Consider the following 17,562-nt stretch of genomic DNA (forward strand, 5'->3'; position numbering starts at 1 on the left):
CTGGGCCCCGGCCTCCGCCGGGGTGGCGGCCTTTCGCTACGATATCTCTGGAGGCGCCGCCGATCACAGCACAAGCCGCATGATCCGGTCATCATCAGGCTGCTCGCCCACCATGAACACATACCGCCCGATCTCGACAAAGCCGTAACGCTGGTAGAATCGGTGCGCTCGGTGATTATCCACATACACGCTCAGGATCATTTCCGTCCGCCCCTCGGCGCGTGCGACATCGATCGCCCAGTCCATCAGCGCAGGTCCGACACCCGCGCCATGCTGGTCTCCGCGCACATAAAGCTGGTGAAGTTCGATCGCCGTCGCAGGCCAATCGCCAGGAAACGCCACCGGGCCGATCTTCGCAAATCCGACGATCTCACCCGCCCCGTCCACCGCGACGCGCACCGTGAAGGCAGGGTCGGACAGCTGCGCCGGCAACCCCTTCTCCCCGAACGTTTGCTCGAGAAACGCGGCGAGGTCTTCAGGGCGATACAGCGTACCGAACGTGTCGGTAAACGACCGCTTTGCCATCGCGGCGAGTTCTGCACCGTCGGCGGGCACGGCATCGCGATAGGCGATCATGCAAACGCCGCCGGTGTCGGCCAATTCGGCGCAGTGATCGCCAGCGCTTTGAAGAGCGTACCCATATCGTCCATCAACCTCCTTCGGTCCGCCGCCAATGCTTCCGCCCGGGCAGGCGACGCCTTGGCGAGCGCCGACGTCCGCGAATCGATCCCGAGCGCACCGAGCAGGTCGCGCTGCGTCACCGGCCCCCACGCGACCGCGCCCTCGGCCTGCGCCGCGGCGGCCAGCGTGGTAAAGTCGACATGCGCGGTCAGGTCATGCTCGCCCGGCGCCTCGAACGGATTGGCGAAGGCGTGCCCGCGCACCGCCTGCAACGTGTCGCCGAGCGCCGGCCCCTCATAACCATAGTCGACCGCGATCAGCGCACCGCCCTGCGCGGCGATCCGCTTGGCGAGACCGCGAATGATCGTCACGGCTGCAGGCGAGGTTTCCAGGATCGAACCTGCGGGCGCATCGCGAAACGGCTCAGGGATGACGGCATCCGGGAGCGGCTTCCCGGCGATCGGCAGGAACAGCAGGTCCTGCGCCGCGACGAGGCGTTCGTGCCACTGCTCGCGCTTGACCAACTGCCGGATCGGCAGCGCGTCGAAAAACTCGTTGGCGACGACGATCAGCGGCCGATCGGTCGGCAGCGTGTCGACCGCGTCGTGCCAGGTTGCGGCAGGGACGCGTTCGGCCTGCGCCTTGCGCAGCGCCGGGCTGGTCTCGACGAAATGCACCGGCGGCGTCAGCCCCGCCTTCGCCATGGCCCGCGATGCATCGGCGGCGAGCGTCCCGCGGCCAGGGCCGAGTTCGACCCACGCGACATCCGGCCGCCCAGCGCGGTCCCAAAGGTCGGCACACCACAAACCGACAAGCTCGCCGAACATCTGGCTGATCTCGGGCGCAGTCGTGAAGTCGCCCCCCGCCCCCAACGGGTCGCGCGTCGCATAATAGTGCGCGTTCGCCGCCGCCATATACTGCGCAACGGAGATCGGACCCGCGAGCGCGATCGCGCGCGCGAGGCGTTCCGGGAGGGCGGTGTCTATTCCCCTTCCGCTTGCGGGAGGGGTTAGGGAAGGGGCTGGATTATCGTTGGCCATGACAATTGCGGCCATGCCCTCCCCCAACCCCTCCCGCAAGCGGGGGGGGCGTCAGGCGACGCTCGCCGTCCCTGCGATCGACTCGACCCGCACGCGGCGTTTGGCCGACGTCGCCACCAGATACCCGCCGCCAATGATCATCGGCACGCACAGCCACTGCCCCATGTGCAGCCCGGTATGCTCGGCAAACGCCCGCAGCTGCGAATCCGGCTCGCGGAAGAACTCGACGGTAAACCGCGCGATCCCGTAGCCGAGCACGAACAACCCGACGAGCTTGCCCGGGTCGTACCGCGCCTTGGTCTTCCAGAACGCGAACCACAGCAGCGCGAACAGGACTACGCCCTCCAGCCCCGCCTCGTACAGCTGGCTCGGGTGCCGCGCCGGCTCGACCATCCCGAACGGCACCGTGCGCTCGAAGATGATCCCCCACGCGACATCGGTCGGCTTGCCCCACAGCTCGCCATTCACGAAGTTCGCCAGTCGCCCGAAGAACAGGCCAAAGGGTACGCAGCACGCGATATAATCGTGCACGCGCAACCAGTTGAGCTGATGCTTCCGCGCAAACAGGATCAGCCCGATCGACGTGCCGATGACGCCCCCGTGGAACGACATGCCGCCGTCCCAGAGCCTGAATATCCGCAGCGGATGCAGGAACATCTCGGGTGCGTAGAAGATCACATAGCCGAGCCGCCCGCCGAGGATGATGCCGAGCGTCGCGTAGAACACCAGGTCGTCGGCATGCCGCCGCGCCATCGGTGCGCCGGGCTGGGCGAGCAGCTTCAGCAGGTACCACCAGCCGAGCAGGATCCCGCCGATATAGGCAAGGCTGTACCAACGCAGCGTGAAGAACCCGATCGAGAAGACGTCGGGATGCAGCCCGAGGTCCTCGAAGCGGATGTGACTGCCGACGGCAGGCGCTGCGCCCGCAGCGGCGGTGATGGTCGACAGGATCAAAGGCTTTTCCCCACGCGTTCGCCCCTGCATAAAGACCGATAACGATAAGACCAAGTAGGAGAGCGATATGCGGACCGAGCTGGACCTGGCTATGGATTCGACGATGGCCGCGCTGACCGCGCCCGACGGGATGCTCGCGCTCGGATCGGTCGAGCGGTTCGGCGTCACGCTGCCGACGATCGCCGCCGCGCCGCCCGCGCTCAGTTACTATTTCGCACACTATGCCAACGAGCACCGCGACGCCGTCTTCCTCGTCTCCGGCGCCGAACGGCTGACCTTCGGCGAGGTCTACGCCGCCGCCGAGCGCACCGCCCGCGCCCTTGTCGGCGGCTACGCCATCGCCAAGGGCGCCCGAGTCGGCATCGCGATGCGCAACTCACCGTCGTGGATCGTGCTGTACATGGGCATCCTCATGGCCGGCGGCGTCGCGACCCTGCTCAACGGCTGGTGGCAGTCGGAGGAACTCGAGACCGCGATCGGTGAGGTCGATTGCGCGCTCGTGTTCGCCGATCCGCCGCGCGTGAAGCGCCTCGCGCAGATTGCGGCTCTGCGCGCGCCAGTGGTCGAGATCGACGATTCGCGACCGCTCGACGCTGCGCTCGGCGCCGTGTTGGCAAAGGACGACCACACCGCCGACCTGCCGCTGCTCGGGCCCGAGGATCATGCGACGATCCTGTTCACGAGCGGATCGACCGGCCAGTCGAAGGGGGCGCTGTCCGAGCATCGCGCGATCGTGCAGGGCATCTTCAATTATCTCGGCCAGGTCATGATGATGGTCGGGATCGCCACCGCGCAAGGCAATCCGCCGGTCGGCCAGCCGGTCACGCTGCTGACGATCCCGCTGTTCCACATCACCGGGGAGGTCCCCGTCTTCCTCCAGAGCTTCGCGATGGGGCGCAAGCTCGTGCTGATGCCGAAATGGGATGCGGGCGAGGCGATGCGGCTGATCGAGGCGGAAGGCGTCACCTATTTCGTCGGCGTGCCGCTGATGAGCTTCGAGATCCTCAACCACCCCGATCGCGCCAATTACGACCTGTCGACCGTAACCGATTTCGCCGCGGGGGGCGCACCCCGCCCGGTCGATCACGTCCGCCGCATCGACGAGGAGATGGGTGGCAGCGCGCCGCTGATCGGCTACGGCCTCACCGAGACCAACGCGGTCGGCACCGGCAACTGGCGCGGCAATTATCTCGCCAAGCCCAATTCCGCCGGCCGCCCCGGCGCGCCGTTGGTCGATCTCGCGATCCTGGACGAAGCCGGCCACCCGGTCGACCAGGGCCAGCGCGGCGAAGTCTGCATCCGCTCGATCTGCAACTTCAAGGAATATTGGAACCGTCCGGATGCGACCGCCGCGGCGTTCACGTCGGACGGCTATTTCCGGACCGGCGACATCGGCTACCTCGACGAGGACGGCTATCTGTTCATCGTCGATCGCAAGAAGGACATCATCATCCGCGGCGGCGAGAACATCTCGTGCCAGGAGGTGGAAGCGGCGTTGTACGAACACCCAGCCGTCGCGGAGGCGGCGGTCTTCGGGTTGGCTGACGAGCGCTTCGGCGAGGTCCCCGGCGCAGTGGTAGTGCCGCAGGACGGCGAGACGCTGACCCCGGACGACCTGACCGCGTTCCTCCACCAGCACATCGCCGCGTTCAAGATACCGCAGCGAATCTGGATTTCGGAAGAGCCGCTGCCAAGACTGGGGACGGAGAAGATCGACAAGGTCACGCTAAAAGCCACCTACCGAGCGCTGGCCTAAATTCCCTCGCCCCTCCGGGGAGAGGGAGGGAGGAGCCGCTTGGCGACGGAAGGGAGAGGGGCAGTGAGACTCCCAGCACGGCCCCGGAGACCCACTCCCCCTCATCCGCCGCTTCGCGCCACCTTCTCCCCGTGGGGGAGAAGGATTAGAGCGCACCCATGATCAACAGGCGCAGCATACTCGTCGGCGGCGGCGCAGGGATCGGGCTCGTCGTCGCCTGGGGTCTCTGGCCACGAACCTACGCCCCCAACCTCGTCGCCAACCCCGGCGAAACCCCGTTCGGCGCGTGGCTCAAGATCGGCACCGACGGCCACGTCACCGTCGCCGTTCCGCAGGTCGAGCATGGCCAGGGCGTCTACACCACCCTCCCCCAGATCGTCGCGGACGAACTCGGCGCGGACTGGCGCACGATCGGCGTCGAGCCCGCCCCGCTCAACCCGCTCTACGCCAACCCAATCGGCACGCACGACCTGTTCGAAGGCCTGTTCGCCCGCCTCCCAGCTGGCACCCCGCAACCACCGATGCTGACCGGCGGATCGAGCTCGATCCGGATGTTCGAGCAAGCCTGTCGCGAGGCCGGCGCAGGCGCGCGCGCGCTGCTCTGCATGGCAGCGGCCAAGCGCTGGGACGCCGACTGGACCCAGGTCAACGTCGACGCCGGCTTCTGCACCTACCAAACCAAGCGCATCCGCTTCGCCGAACTCGCCGAAGAGGCCGCGAAGTTCACCCTTCCCGATCCCCTCCCACTCGGCATCCAGGGTGCAGGCAAGCTGGTCGGCAAATCCGTCCCCCGCCTCGACACCCCGTCTAAAGTCGACGGCTCGGCCAATTTCGCAGGCGATGTCCGCCTTGCCGACATGGTCCACGCCGCAATCCGCCAGGGCCCGGTCGGCGGTCGCCTAACAAGGGTCGACCGCGCCGCCGCCGACCGCATCCGCGGCGTGCTGTCGGTGGTCGAGAACCCGCGCTGGGTGGCGGCCGTCGCTACGACAGGGTGGGCCGCGCAAAAGGCGCTCGACGCGCTCGCCCCGCGGTTCGAGAACGACGCCCCGCTCCCCGATACCAGGTCGATCGGCGCGGCACTCGACGCGGCGCTAGCCCGTCCCGGCACGCAGATGGCGTACGCAGGCGACGTCGCCACGACCTTCCAGGGTGCCAAGCTCGTCACCGCAACCTACCACGCGGGCCTCGGCCTGCACGCAGCGATCGAGACCCGCAGCGCGACAGCCTCCTTCTCGAACGGCCGCCTCGAACTCTGGCTAGCAACGCAAGCGCCGGGGCTCGCACGATCGGCAGCAGCGCGCGCGGCGGGCCTCAGCGAAGACGCCGTCGTCGTCCACCCGATGCTGATCGGCGGATCGTTCGGCGCCGCGCTCGAACACGACGTCGCCGAACAGGCGGCGGTGCTGGCGGTGAAGCTCCGCCGCCCGGTCAGCCTCGTCTGGGCGCGCGGCGAAGATTCGCTCCACGATCACTACCGCCCGCCCGCCGTCGCAAAGATGGCCGCACGGCTCGCCCCCAACGGCGCGATCATGGGCTGGTCGGCAAAAATCGCAGCCCCCTCGACCGGCGCCGAGATGGCACGCCGGATAATGCCGGGCCTCGCGACCGAAGCCGCGCTGATCGGCGTCAACGGTGACCGCTACGCCGTCGCGGGCGCGGCGCCGGTCTATCGCATCCCCGCCTATACGGTCGAGCACCACCCCGCCGAGATCGGCATCCCTACCGGCCACCTCCGCGGCGGCGCACACGGCTACACCGCGTTCTTCACCGAATGCTTCCTCGACGAACTCGCGCGCACCGCGCAGTCCGAACCGATGTCGTTCCGCATCGCCATGCTTGGCGGCGAACCGCGACTCGCGCGCTGTCTCTCGACCGCCGCAGCGCTCGGCGGCTGGGACGGCGGCGTCGCCGGCAGCGGCCAGGGCATCGCAGCCCACGCCTTCCGCGGCAGCTACATCGCGGTCATGGCGGAGGCGCATGTCGGCGCAGACCAGCGCCCGGTGGTCGACCGCCTCGTCGCCGCGGTCGATTGCGGCGCGCAGATCAACCCCGACATCGTTCGCCAGCAGATCGAGGGCGGGCTGATCTTCGGCATGGCCGCCGCGCTCGGCGCATCGACCGGTTTCACCCGCGGCCTCGCCGACGCGCGCGGGTTCGACACGATCGGCCTGCCCCGCCTCGCCGACACGCCCGACATTACCGTCGAGGTCATCCGCAGCGACGAGGCGCCCGGCGGCGTCGGCGAACTCGGCGTCCCCGCGGTCGCGCCCGCGATCGCCAACGCACTCTATGCGTCAACGGGCTTCCGCATCCGCAATTTGCCTTTAAGACCAGCGCCATGACCCTGCCCCCCGATCACCCCCTGATTCCGAAACCCAAGATCGGCGTGCTGCTGATGAACCTCGGCACGCCCGATGGCCCCGATGCGAAATCGGTGAAGCGCTATCTCGGCGAGTTCCTGTCCGATTCGCGTGTCGTCGAGATCCCGCAGATCGCGTGGCAGCCGATCCTGCGCGGCATCATCCTCAACACCCGCCCGAAAAAGTCCGCGCACGCCTATTCGCAGGTCTGGCGCGAGGACGGCTCGCCGCTCGCCGCGATCACCCGGTTGCAGGCCGCGGCGTTGAAGGATTCGTTCGGGCCGGGCGTGCTCGTCGACTGGGCGATGCGCTACGGCAATCCGTCGATCTCGGACCGGCTGACAGCGATGAAGGCGGCGGGCTGCGAACGCATCCTGCTCGCGCCGCTCTACCCGCAATATTGCGCAGCAACGACCGCGACCGCGAACGACAAGGCGTTCAAGCATCTCGCCGGGCTGCGCTGGCAGCCGGCGATCCGCACGCTGCCGCCTTACTATGACGACACGCTCTATATCGACGCGCTGAAGGACTCGCTCGAAGAGGGGCTCTCCGCGCTCGATTTCACGCCCGATGCCATCGTCGCCAGCTTCCACGGCATGCCGAAGCGGACGTTGCAGCAGGGCGATCCGTATCACTGCCACTGCCAGAAGACCGCGCGACTGCTTGGCGAGCGGATGGGGCGCGAGCTGACGATCGCGTTCCAGTCGCGTTTCGGGCCGCAGAAGTGGCTGGGACCGGCGACCGACGAGACGCTCGTCGCGCTCGCCAAGGCGGGCAAGACCAAGGTCGCGATCTTCGCGCCGGGCTTCTCCGCCGATTGCCTGGAGACGCTGGAGGAACTGTCGATCCGCGGTCGCGAGAGCTTCGAAGAGGCTGGCGGCACGCACTTCGCCTATCTGCCCTGCCTCAACGACAGCCCGGTCGGCGTGGAAATGTTGCGCAGCATTTTGGCGCGCGAGCTTGAAGGATGGGTGCGGGCTGGCTAGCCTTCGGCAAAACATGAGGAGAGAGACTGATGGCACGCGTCGCAATTGTAACCGGTGGTACGCGCGGAATCGGCGAAGCGATCAGTCTCGCATTGCAGGACATGGGCCTGACGGTCGCGGCCACCTATGCCGGCAACGACACGCGCGCGAAGGAGTTCACCGAGCGCACGGGCATTGCGGCCTACAAGTGGGACGTCGCCGACTACGACGCGTGTCAGGCCGGCTGCGCGCAGGTCGCCGCCGATCTGGGCGATGTCGATATCGTAGTGAACAACGCCGGCATCACCCGCGACGGCACGATCCTGAAGATGACGTACCAGGATTGGAAAGAGGTGATGGACACCAATCTCGGCGGGTGTTTCAACATGGCCAAGGCGGTGTTCCCCGGCATGCGCACGCGCAAATGGGGGCGGATCGTCAACATCGGCTCGATCAACGGTCAGGCCGGGCAGTACGGCCAGGTGAACTATGCTGCCGCCAAGTCCGGCATCCACGGCTTCACGAAGGCCTTGGCCCAGGAAGGCGCGCGGGCGGGCGTAACGGTCAATGCAATCGCGCCTGGGTATATCGATACGGACATGGTGGCGGCAGTGCCGGCCGACGTGCTGGAGAAGATCGTTGCGAAAATCCCGGTCGGGCGGCTTGGCCAGGCGACCGAGATCGCGCGTGGGGTGGCGTTCCTGTGTTCGGAGGAGGGCGGGTTCGTTACCGGGTCGACGTTGAGCATCAATGGTGGTCAGCACATGTACTGACGGGCGCAGGCGGCGCAAAGCGCGGCCGTTGCCCGCAGCGGAGCGAGCGGGCAGCGCCCGGCACGGCCGGCGGGTCGGTTCACCGAACCCGTCCGACGGCGGCTTTGCCGGCGGCGCTGAATGAATGTCTACCGGATTACCAAGGACGGCCTTGCTGGATCCTGGGCCCCCGCCTTCGCGGGGGAACGAGCAAGGGTAGCGCTGCTTACACCGAACCCCACAGCGTCCGCGGCGCGTAAGAATGCCACCGCCAAACGCCGGCAACCTACTCCCTCTCCCCGGAGGGGAGAGGGCTAACGCCCGTTCCACCGACGCCCCCGCCACACTCACCCGTCGCTAGCGCGCTCGATATCCGCGCCAACCGCGCTCAGCTTCTCCTCCAACCGCTCATACCCACGATCCAGGTGATAAACCCGCCCCACAGACGTCTCACCATCAGCCGCAAGCCCAGCGAGAATCAAGCTCATCGAAGCCCGCAGATCGGTCGCCATAACCTGCGCCCCGACCAGCTTGTCGACGCCCCGAACCACCGCGGTCCGCCCGCGCACCTGGATATCCGCGCCCATCCGCGCCAGCTCGGGCACGTGCATGTAGCGGTTCTCGAAGATCGTCTCGGTCAGCACGCTGGCGCCGTCGGCCTTGCACAGCATCGCCATGAACTGCGCCTGCATGTCCGTCGCGAAGCCAGGATACGGCGCGGTCGATAGCGTCAGCGGCTTCAGCACGCCGTCCGACGCCACCCGCACGCCGTCCTTGGTCGGCGTCACGGACACGCCCGCCTCGACCAGCGCATCGATCGTCGCGCCCATGTCCGGGATCGCCACGCTGACCAGTTCCAGGTCGCCGCCGGTGATCGCCGCCGCGCACGCGTAACTGCCCGCCTCGATCCGGTCGGGCATCACCGCATAGGTCGCGCCGTGCAGCCGATCGCGGCCCTCGATCGTCAGCGTCTCGGTGCCGATCCCATCGATCGACGCGCCCATCGCGACGAGGCAATTGCAGAGGTCGACGATCTCGGGCTCGCGCGCGGCGTTTTCGATCACGCTCGTACCCTTGGCGAGCACCGCCGCCATCACGACATTCTCGGTCGCGCCGACCGACACGATCGGGAAGCGAAAGCGTCCGCCCGGCAGGCGCCCGCCCGGCGCGATCGCCTTCACATAGCCCGCCGCCATCTCCAGCTCGGCACCGATCGCTTCCAAAGCGCGCAGGTGAAGATCGATCGGACGATTGCCGATCGCGCAGCCGCCCGGCAGCGACACCGTCGCCTCGCCGCCCCGCCCGAGCAACGGCCCGAGCACCAGAATCGACGCACGCATCTTCCGCACGATGTCGTAAGGCGCCTCGGTCGAGGTGAGGTTACCCGCGCGGATCGTCATCACCCGGCCGAAATCCTCGGGCCGCGTCCCCTGGATCGCGGTCGACGCGCCGAGCTGGTTGAGCAGGTGGCCGAAGCCGTCGACATCCGCCAGCCGCGGCAAATTGCGCAGCGTCAGTGGCTCTTCGGTCAGCAACGCGCACGGCATCAGCGTGAGCGCGGCGTTCTTCGCGCCGGAGATGGGCAAGCGCCCGGACAGGCGATTGCCGCCGCGAATGAGAATACGGTCCATCCCGGGTGTCTATCGCGGCTGGCGTTCTGCGCAAGGGCCGCGCAGCGATCGGGCGACAGGCGGATGCTGGCCGGGGGTCGAGTCCCGCGTCGGGACCGGGCGCGCCATCCGAAGCGCTAACACACCCCGCTTGATCGACTTTAATGCGCGGAAATCCTAGCTTTGCTCTGTGGTTCTCGAACATTGGGGACCATTACAGAGTGCCGGACAGCTGCTTCGCCGACCGCGTCGGCGATCTCATCGACCTGTCGATGAACGAGAAGGCTGCGTTAGCGCGGTTGGAGGAGCGCCCGCGAGACTTGCGTCGCGGTGCCGTCCTCGTGCGCGAGAATGACCCGCAGGCCGAACTCTTCATCCTGCAGCGCGGCATGGCGATGAGCTATGTGTTGCTCGACGACGGCAGCCGCCAGATCCTCCGCTTCCTCTATGCTGGCGACATGCTGGCGGTCTCTGCGCTGGTCTATCGCGACTCGCCGGAGACGGTGGTCGCGCTGACCGACTGCACGGTGTGTTCGTTCGATCGTTCGGCGATGACCGGGCTCGTCACCGATCATCCACGGCTGTCGGCGCTCATCATGGTCATGAACCAGATGGAGAAGGTCGCGCTGACCGACCGTCTCGCCGCCCTCGGCCGGACCTCGGCCAAGGCGCGGATCGCGGCTTTGCTGCTCGAGATGCGCAACCGACTGCGGATGCGCGACCGCGCGATGGGCAACAGCTTCACGCTCGGCCTGACGCAGGAGGAAATCGGCGACGCCACCGGCCTCACCGCGGTCCACGTCAACAGGATGCTGCGGCAGTTGGAAGAGGACGGCCTGATCCGCCGCGAGATGGGCCGCGTCACGCTGCTTAACGAGGTGCAATTGGCGCAAGCCGCGAACTACATCGACCGCTTCGAGGGGCTGGACCTGCGCTGGTTGCCGCCAGCGCGGTAACCCCTTCCCTCAATCCTCCCCCGCCAGGGGGAGGTGGCTGGCTCTTGCCAGACGGAGGGGGAGGATACGGAACAGGGGTTGGCGCTTGCCTCCCCTCCGTCACCTTCGGTGCCACCTCCCCCTTGCGGGGGAGGACCAAGACAGATCACCTCAAACGGTAAGGCTCAAGCCTTCTCCAGCGTGCACTGTAGCGGATGCTGGTTCTGCTTGGCGAAATCCATCACCTGCGACACCTTGGTCTCCGCCACCTCGTAGCTGAACGTGCCACACACGCCGACGCCCTTCTGATGGACGTGGAGCATCACGCGAGTCGCGGCCTCCATGTCCATCCGGAAGAAGCGCTGGAGGCAGAGCACGACGAACTCCATCGGCGTATAGTCGTCGTTGAGCATCAGCACGCGGTACGGCGTCGGCTGTTTGGTCTTCGCGCGCGTCTTGGTCGCGATACCGGCGCCGGTGCCGCCCCCGGTACCATCATGGCCGTCCTCGCCATTATCGTCGCGGCGCTCGGCCATCTGCTCGCCCGTCCGCTGGGGAGTCGTCATTTCAGGGGTCAAAAGCATGCTGCCAAAATATGGCATGCCGGGGGGCAAGGGCAAGGGGGCGCCGGCACACGTCGCGCGAAAACCGCAAACGCAAAAGGGGCGACCGTCGCATGACGGCCGCCCCTTTCTCGTCACCTGCCGCCCGAAGACGGCATCGCGTAACTTAGGCCGAGATCTTCATCTTGTCGGTCGCGACCGCAACGCGGTTCGAGATCGGCTGCGCGAACTCGCCGAACATCTTCAGCATCCGCTCGGTCGAGCGCGAGCCCTCGGCGATCATCGTGTCGAACGCGGTGCGTGCATAATCGCCCTGGAGCTTCATGAACTCGGTCGGCGACTTGGCGGCGGCGAGCGTCTTGGCGGCTTCGGTCGCGCTCTCGAACGAGGTCTTAGCGTAGTCGGCGGCTTCCTGGCCGAGCGCCTCGACGTTCTTCGCGGCGATCTTCGACGACTCGACGAGCGCCTCGATGTTGCCCTTGCCGAAGGCGACGAAATCTTCCGCCATCTTCGCCGACTTCTCCATCGCGCCCTTGGCCTGCTCGTTGAATTCGGCAGTGTTCGCGCCGCTGAAGAGGGCCTTGGTCTTCTCGGTGATGCTCTGGATCGTGTCCATCGTGGCGTCCTTTGTTTCGCTAGCAGGGATCCCCAACGGCGCAGCGGCCTGAATCGGGGCGGGAATGTCCGTGTGCGGCGATACAAAAGCAGCCGCGAGAGGTTGAGGTGCCGGCGTCTTGGCGATCGGCTCGGGTGCCGGTTTCGCCGGCTTGGCGACGGTCCGAGGAGCCTTCGCGATGGCGGCAGGCTTCGAACCGGCCTTGGCCGTCCGTTTCACGATATCCACCATCCACGCACCTCTCTTCGGAGTTATGTCGCGGTCTTCATACACCAATTCTCGCGCCGCACAATAAAAATTGTGCACTGCACCATGACGCAAACGTAAGGTAGCGCTATCGGCTCTTCACATACTCGCCGGGCGCCTCGCCAAGCGCCTTCAGAGCCCCCTCTCCTGGTAGCCGCGCACCGTCTGCGGCCACCGTCTCGGCACCGAGCGCGCGCAACCATTCGACCCAATCCGGCCACCAGCTGCCCTTCGTCTCCGTCGCGCCGGCAACGAAGTCGTCGAGCGTCGTGTGCGCGCCCGGATTGGTCCAGTATTGATACTTCCCCGCAGCCGGCGGATTGACCACGCCCGCGATATGCCCCGAGCCCGCGAGCACGAACTTCAGCGGCCCGGCGAACAATTGCGTGAGTTTCCAGACGCTTTCGGCCGGCGCGATATGATCTTCGCGCCCCGCCTGGACATAGCTCGGCGTGGAGACCTTGGTGAGATCGATCGGCGTACCGTCCACCGTCATCGTCCCCGTCACCAGCAGATTGTCGCGGTACAGGTCGGTCAGATAGCTCAGATGCCATTTCGCGGGCAGGTTGGTCGTGTCGCCATTCCAGTGGAGCAGGTCGAACGGCACGTAATCCTGCCCCAGCAGGTAATTCTGCGTGACGTAGTTCCAGATCAGGTCGCGCCCGCGCAACAGGTTGAACGTCGTCGCCATGTAGCGGCCGTCGAGGAACCCCTCGGGCGACAGCGACGCGACCATCTTCAGCTGTTCGTCATCGATGAAATGCTGCAGTTCGCCCGCCTGCGCGAAATCGACCTGCGCGGTGAAGAACGTCGCGCTGGCCACCTTCGCCGCCTCGTTACGCGCCGCCAGCAGCGCCAGCGTCGCGGCCAGCGTCGTTCCCGCCACGCAATAGCCGATCGTATGCACCGCCGGCACGTCGAGCGCGGCGCGCACCGTGTCGATCGCCTCGACCTGCGCACCCACATAGTCGTCCCAGACGACGTCCTTCATGCTCGAATCGGCGGATTTCCACGACACCATAAACACGGTGATGCCCTGCTCCACCGCCCAGCGGATGAAGCTCTTCTCCGGCGTCAGGTCGAGGATGTAGAACCGGTTGATCCAAGGCGGAAAAATCACGAGCGGCGTCGCCAGCACGCGCTCGGTGGTCGGACTGTACTGAATCAGCTCGTAGAGCGACGTGCGTTTCACCACCTTGCCCGGCGTCATCGCCAAATTGCGCCCGAGCTCGAACGCGCCGTCGGGCGTATGCGTCACCTGCCCGCGGGCAAGATCCGCCATCATGTTCTGGAGACCTTTGAGTAAATTCTCGCCGCGCGTCTCGATCGTCTTCTCGATCACCTGCGGGTTGGTCAGCGCGAAATTGGTCGGGCTCATCGCATCGACGAACCCCTTGGTCGCGAACCGCAACTGCTCCTTCTGTTTCGGATCGAGCCCGTCCACCGCCTCGACTCCGCGGAGCATGTGGTCGCCGATCAACTGATAACTCTGCCGGATCAGGTCGAACACCGGCTCGCGCCACTGCGGCGCCTTGAAGCGCTTGTCGGTGACGGGCGCAGCCTCGGGCGCCTTGGCCGGATCGAGAAACCGCTGCCACAAAGTCAGGCTCTCGGCCCAGAAATCGCGCGCGCGCTCCAGTGTCGCGGGGTCGGTGAAACCTGGAATCGCGGGAATACCCTCGGGCTTGGCCTGCATTGCCGCGAGCCCCTGCTCCATCATCATCTGCTGCGCACGCCCCATCACCCACGTCCAATGCTGGAGATCGGGGAGGGTCGGCGTGGAGGCGTCGGGAGGAGTATCGGCCATGGCATCCTCTGCTTTTTCGGGAGCTTAGCCGAGGCAACGGTCCAGCGGAAGCGGAGTGGTCGCTGGCGCAAGATCCCGTCGCCACATCGTCCCGGCAATCACCACCCAACGTCCAACCACCTCCCCGGCGAAGGCCGGGATCCAGTTGGGAGACGTTGCTGGTGAACGATGCGCCACGTTACCGCGACCTCTCCACCTGGGCCCCGGCCTCCGCCGGGGAGGCGCATTCCGTCCAAATCCGAATACCCCAGCTTTCGCCCTCTCGACGAATGAGGCGGATGACGCCCCCGCTCACCTGCGGTACAGCACCAGCTCCTCCAGCTTGAGGCTGATCATGTCCGAAGACTTCTACCGCATCAAACGCTTACCCCCCTATGTCATCGCCGAAGTGAACGCGATGCGGGCGGCGGCGCGCGCGGGCGGGGAGGACATCATCGATCTCGGCATGGGCAATCCCGACCTGCCGCCCCCCGAGCACGTCATCGAGAAGCTCGTCGAAGTCGCGCGCAAGCCCAGCGCGCACGGCTATTCGCAGTCGAAGGGCATCCCCGGCCTGCGGAAAGCTCAGGCGAACTATTACGGCCGCCGGTTCGGGGTCGACGTCGATCCCGAGACCGAGGTCGTCGTCACGATGGGCTCGAAGGAAGGCCTCGCGAGTCTCGCCACCGCGATCACCGCGCCCGGCGACGTCGTGCTCGCGCCCAACCCGTCCTATCCGATCCACACCTTCGGCTTCATCATCGCCGGCGCGACGATCCGCGCGGTGCCGACCACGCCCGACGAGGCGTATTTCGAGAGCCTCGAGCGCGCGATGGCGTTCACCGTGCCGGCGCCGTCGGTGCTGGTGATGGGCTATCCGTCGAACCCGACCGCCGAAGTCGTCGACCTCGCCTTCTACGAGCGCGTCGTCGAATTCGCGAAGAAGCACAAGCTGTGGGTAATCTCCGATCTCGCCTATTCGGAACTGTATTTCGACGGCAAGCCAACCCCCTCGATCCTTCAGGTCCCGGGCGCGAAGGACGTCGCGATCGAGTTCACCTCGCTCAGCAAGACCTATTCGATGGCCGGTTGGCGGATGGGCTTCGGGGTCGGCAACAAGACGCTGATCGCGGCGATGACGCGCGTGAAGTCGTACCTCGATTACGGCGCGTTCACGCCGATCCAGGCCGCCGCCTGCGCCGCGCTCAACGGCCCGCAGGACATCGTCGAGCGCAACCGCCAGCTCTATCACAAGCGCCGTGACGTGCTGGTCGAGAGCTTCGGCCGCGCCGGCTGGGACATCCCGAGCCCTCGCGCGAGCATGTTCGCCTGGGCACCACTGCCGCCCGCGCTCGCGCATTTAGGTAGCCTTGAGTTCACCAAACAATTGCTGACTCACGCGCACGTCGCCGTTGCCCCAGGTGTCGGCTACGGCGAAAACGGCGAGGGCTATGTGAGGATCGCGATGGTCGAGAACGAACAGCGGCTCCGCCAGGCGGCGCGCAACGTGAAGAAATATCTCCAGTCGATGGGCGTCAACACGCCCGCGCGTGGCGCCGGCTAACCCGCCAGCGTGGATATCAATCCGTTATATTCGGTGGCCGGCGTGCTCGTCGGGCTCATCGTCGGGCTGACGGGTGTCGGTGGCGGGTCGCTGATGACACCGCTGCTGGTGCTCGTCTTCGGCTTCCACCCCGCCACCGCAGTCGGCACCGACCTGCTCTACGCGTCGGCGACCAAGACGGTCGGGACGACGGTGCATGGCTGGCGCGGCACGGTCGACTGGCAGGTCGTCCGCCGACTCGCGACCGGCAGCGTCCCCGCGGCGATCGCGACGTTGCTCGTGCTCAACCATCTCGGCGAGAAATCGTCCGACACCGGCCACGCGATCACCGCCGTGCTTGGCGTGACGCTGATCCTGTCGGCAGTCGCGACCTTCTTCCGCGGCAAGATCGTCGCGTGGCTGACGCCTCGCATCGGCACGGTAGGCGGCGAGCGCCAGGCGATGCTGACGATCCTGCTCGGCGCAGTCCTCGGCGTGCTGGTCTCGCTGACCTCGGTCGGCGCCGGCGCGCTGGGCATGACCGCGCTACTGATCCTGTACCCGACGTTGCCGATCAACCGGCTGGTCGGCTCGGACATCGCGCACGCGGTGCCGTTGACGCTGCTCGGCGGGATCGGCCACTGGATCCTCGGCTCGGTCGACGTCGACCTGCTCGTGTCGCTGCTGATCGGCTCGATCCCCGGCATCATCGTCGGCAGCCTGATCGCGACGCGCGTTTCCGACCGCGTGCTGGTGCCTGTCCTCGCGACCGTGCTGGCGCTGGTCGGCGTGAAGCTGATCTTCTGACATGCGGCCGGGTTTCGCCTTCTCGACCAGGTTCCGCGTGCGCTATGCCGAGATCGACGGCCAGCGCATCGTCTTCAACTCGCGCTATCTGGAATATGCCGACGTCGCGGTCACCGAGTTCTGGGAATGGACCGGGATCGCGGAGGCTCTGCCGGACGTCTGGCCGACCACCGAGTTCAACGTGCGGCGGACGGAGATCGATTACCTCAAGCCGTTCCGCCTCGGCGACACGATCGAGGCATTCGTGCGGATCGAGAAGCTAGGCACGACGAGCCTGACGAAGCGGTTCGAGCTCGCGCATGCGGAGACTGGTGAACTGCATACGGTGATCACGATGGTCAGCGTCCACGTCGATCTCGAGACCGGCCGGCCGGTGCCGCTGCCCCGCGCGATCCGGGCGGTGCTGGAAGCGCTACCTACTCAATAATCGAAGATAGCGTGTTCCCCCGCGAAGGCGGGGGTCCAGACTGGGCTCCCGCCTTCGCGGGAGAACAAAGAAGGGCTGCCGGAGGTTACTCCGCAGCCTCAGCCTCCACCCCATCTCCGGCAACTTCCCCAGGCAGCGCCCAGATCAGGTCGGCCTTGGTCAGCACGCGCCCATCATGCGACCGCACCGACACCGGCTGCAACGGCCGCCGATCGCGCGCGTCGACGAGGATCGGGAACGCCGGCACGCACGTCTCCCACCGCTCTCCCCATTGCCGCAGCGCGATCATCGTCGGCAGCAGCGCGAACCCCTTGTCCGTCAGACCGTAGGCGATCTTCCGCCGATCCTCCGGGATAGGCTGCCGCTCCAGAATTCCGTGCTCGACCAGCCGCGCCAGCCGGTTCGCCAGGATATTACGCGCAATCCCCAGTTCCGACTGGAACTCCTCGAAATGGTGCAGACCGTTGAACGACGCGCGCAGGATCAGGAACGACCAGCGCTCACCCATCGCCTCCAGCGCGGCGGGGAGGCTGCATTCGAGCAGGGGTTCGCGCAATTTGCCCACGGCGTCTTCCTTC

The 17,562-nt window shown here is 66.7% G+C and carries 16 protein-coding genes; 8 read left to right on the top strand and 8 right to left on the bottom strand.

Going from position 1 to position 17,562, the window contains the following annotated elements; genetic code table 11:
* Positions 1 to 63 precede the first annotated feature (63 nt).
* The 3 genes from J4O76_RS16670 to lgt are packed head-to-tail and all read right to left on the bottom strand — an operon-like array spanning position 64 to position 2,645.
* On the bottom strand, positions 64 to 576 hold the full coding sequence (locus J4O76_RS16670) for a GNAT family N-acetyltransferase (protein WP_426282991.1): 513 nt from the start codon (positions 574 to 576) through the stop codon (positions 64 to 66).
* Positions 573 to 1,661 carry a class I SAM-dependent methyltransferase gene (locus J4O76_RS16675; protein WP_426283484.1) on the bottom strand — a complete coding sequence of 363 codons (1,089 nt, stop codon included), beginning with the start codon at positions 1,659 to 1,661 and terminating at the stop codon, positions 573 to 575. The genes J4O76_RS16670 and J4O76_RS16675 overlap by 4 nt, the downstream gene beginning before the upstream one ends.
* 51 nt (positions 1,662 to 1,712) lie before the next feature.
* Entirely contained in the window at positions 1,713 to 2,645 is a 933-nt protein-coding gene (gene lgt / locus J4O76_RS16680) for a prolipoprotein diacylglyceryl transferase (protein WP_426282993.1), read from the bottom strand.
* Between the two features lie 37 nt (positions 2,646 to 2,682).
* Here lgt and J4O76_RS16685 point away from each other — a divergent pair, with 37 nt between their 5' ends.
* The 4 genes from J4O76_RS16685 (at position 2,683) to phbB (ending at position 8,472) form a co-directional block, all read left to right on the top strand.
* On the top strand, positions 2,683 to 4,371 hold the full coding sequence (locus tag J4O76_RS16685; protein WP_426282994.1) for an AMP-binding protein: 1,689 nt from the start codon (positions 2,683 to 2,685) through the stop codon (positions 4,369 to 4,371).
* Positions 4,372 to 4,529: 158 nt separating this feature from the next.
* Positions 4,530 to 6,716, top strand: coding sequence for a molybdopterin cofactor-binding domain-containing protein (locus J4O76_RS16690; RefSeq protein ID WP_426282995.1), 2,187 nt, complete (start codon positions 4,530 to 4,532; stop codon positions 6,714 to 6,716).
* A complete protein-coding gene (gene hemH / locus J4O76_RS16695; protein WP_426282996.1) occupies positions 6,713 to 7,720 on the top strand; it encodes a ferrochelatase in 1,008 nt (335 codons plus the stop codon). Before J4O76_RS16690 ends, hemH begins: the two co-directional genes overlap by 4 nt.
* A 29-nt stretch (positions 7,721 to 7,749) precedes the next feature.
* Positions 7,750 to 8,472, top strand: coding sequence for an acetoacetyl-CoA reductase (gene phbB, locus J4O76_RS16700; RefSeq protein ID WP_056053415.1), 723 nt, complete (start codon positions 7,750 to 7,752; stop codon positions 8,470 to 8,472).
* A 326-nt stretch (positions 8,473 to 8,798) separates the two neighbouring features.
* On the opposite strand, the gene murA is transcribed toward phbB, so the two are convergent.
* Entirely contained in the window at positions 8,799 to 10,082 is a 1,284-nt protein-coding gene (murA, locus tag J4O76_RS16705) for a UDP-N-acetylglucosamine 1-carboxyvinyltransferase (protein ID WP_426282997.1), read from the bottom strand.
* A gap of 251 nt (positions 10,083 to 10,333) precedes the next feature.
* Here murA and J4O76_RS16710 point away from each other — a divergent pair, with 251 nt between their 5' ends.
* Complete coding sequence (locus tag J4O76_RS16710) at positions 10,334 to 11,017, top strand: Crp/Fnr family transcriptional regulator (protein ID WP_056488277.1); 684 nt, start codon at positions 10,334 to 10,336, stop codon at positions 11,015 to 11,017.
* A gap of 164 nt (positions 11,018 to 11,181) precedes the next feature.
* On the opposite strand, the gene clpS is transcribed toward J4O76_RS16710, so the two are convergent.
* The 3 genes from clpS to J4O76_RS16725 form a co-directional block, all read right to left on the bottom strand.
* Positions 11,182 to 11,532, bottom strand: coding sequence for an ATP-dependent Clp protease adapter ClpS (gene clpS, locus J4O76_RS16715; protein WP_056066412.1), 351 nt, complete (start codon positions 11,530 to 11,532; stop codon positions 11,182 to 11,184).
* Between the two features lie 193 nt (positions 11,533 to 11,725).
* Positions 11,726 to 12,406 carry a TIGR01841 family phasin gene (gene phaP / locus J4O76_RS16720; protein ID WP_426282998.1) on the bottom strand — a complete coding sequence of 227 codons (681 nt, stop codon included), beginning with the start codon at positions 12,404 to 12,406 and terminating at the stop codon, positions 11,726 to 11,728.
* Between the two features lie 103 nt (positions 12,407 to 12,509).
* Positions 12,510 to 14,228, bottom strand: coding sequence for a PHA/PHB synthase family protein (locus J4O76_RS16725; protein WP_426282999.1), 1,719 nt, complete (start codon positions 14,226 to 14,228; stop codon positions 12,510 to 12,512).
* A 334-nt stretch (positions 14,229 to 14,562) separates the two neighbouring features.
* Between J4O76_RS16725 and J4O76_RS16730 the strand changes: the two genes are divergently transcribed.
* The 3 genes from J4O76_RS16730 to J4O76_RS16740 are packed head-to-tail and all read left to right on the top strand — an operon-like array spanning position 14,563 to position 16,984.
* Positions 14,563 to 15,771: an LL-diaminopimelate aminotransferase gene (locus tag J4O76_RS16730; protein WP_060525995.1), complete on the top strand. Its 1,209-nt coding sequence runs from the start codon at positions 14,563 to 14,565 to the stop codon at positions 15,769 to 15,771.
* Positions 15,772 to 15,780: 9 nt separating this feature from the next.
* Complete coding sequence (locus J4O76_RS16735; protein WP_192976799.1) at positions 15,781 to 16,557, top strand: TSUP family transporter; 777 nt, start codon at positions 15,781 to 15,783, stop codon at positions 16,555 to 16,557.
* A gap of 1 nt (position 16,558) precedes the next feature.
* Positions 16,559 to 16,984 (top strand): acyl-CoA thioesterase, encoded by a 426-nt coding sequence (locus tag J4O76_RS16740; RefSeq protein WP_426283000.1) that lies wholly within the window; start codon positions 16,559 to 16,561, stop codon positions 16,982 to 16,984.
* A gap of 85 nt (positions 16,985 to 17,069) precedes the next feature.
* On the opposite strand, the gene J4O76_RS16745 is transcribed toward J4O76_RS16740, so the two are convergent.
* Entirely contained in the window at positions 17,070 to 17,492 is a 423-nt protein-coding gene (locus tag J4O76_RS16745; protein WP_426283487.1) for a winged helix-turn-helix transcriptional regulator, read from the bottom strand.
* Positions 17,493 to 17,562: the final 70 nt, after the last annotated feature.

The organism is Sphingomonas sp. NFX23, assembly GCF_049887795.1.
Lineage (GTDB): Bacteria > Pseudomonadota > Alphaproteobacteria > Sphingomonadales > Sphingomonadaceae > Sphingomonas.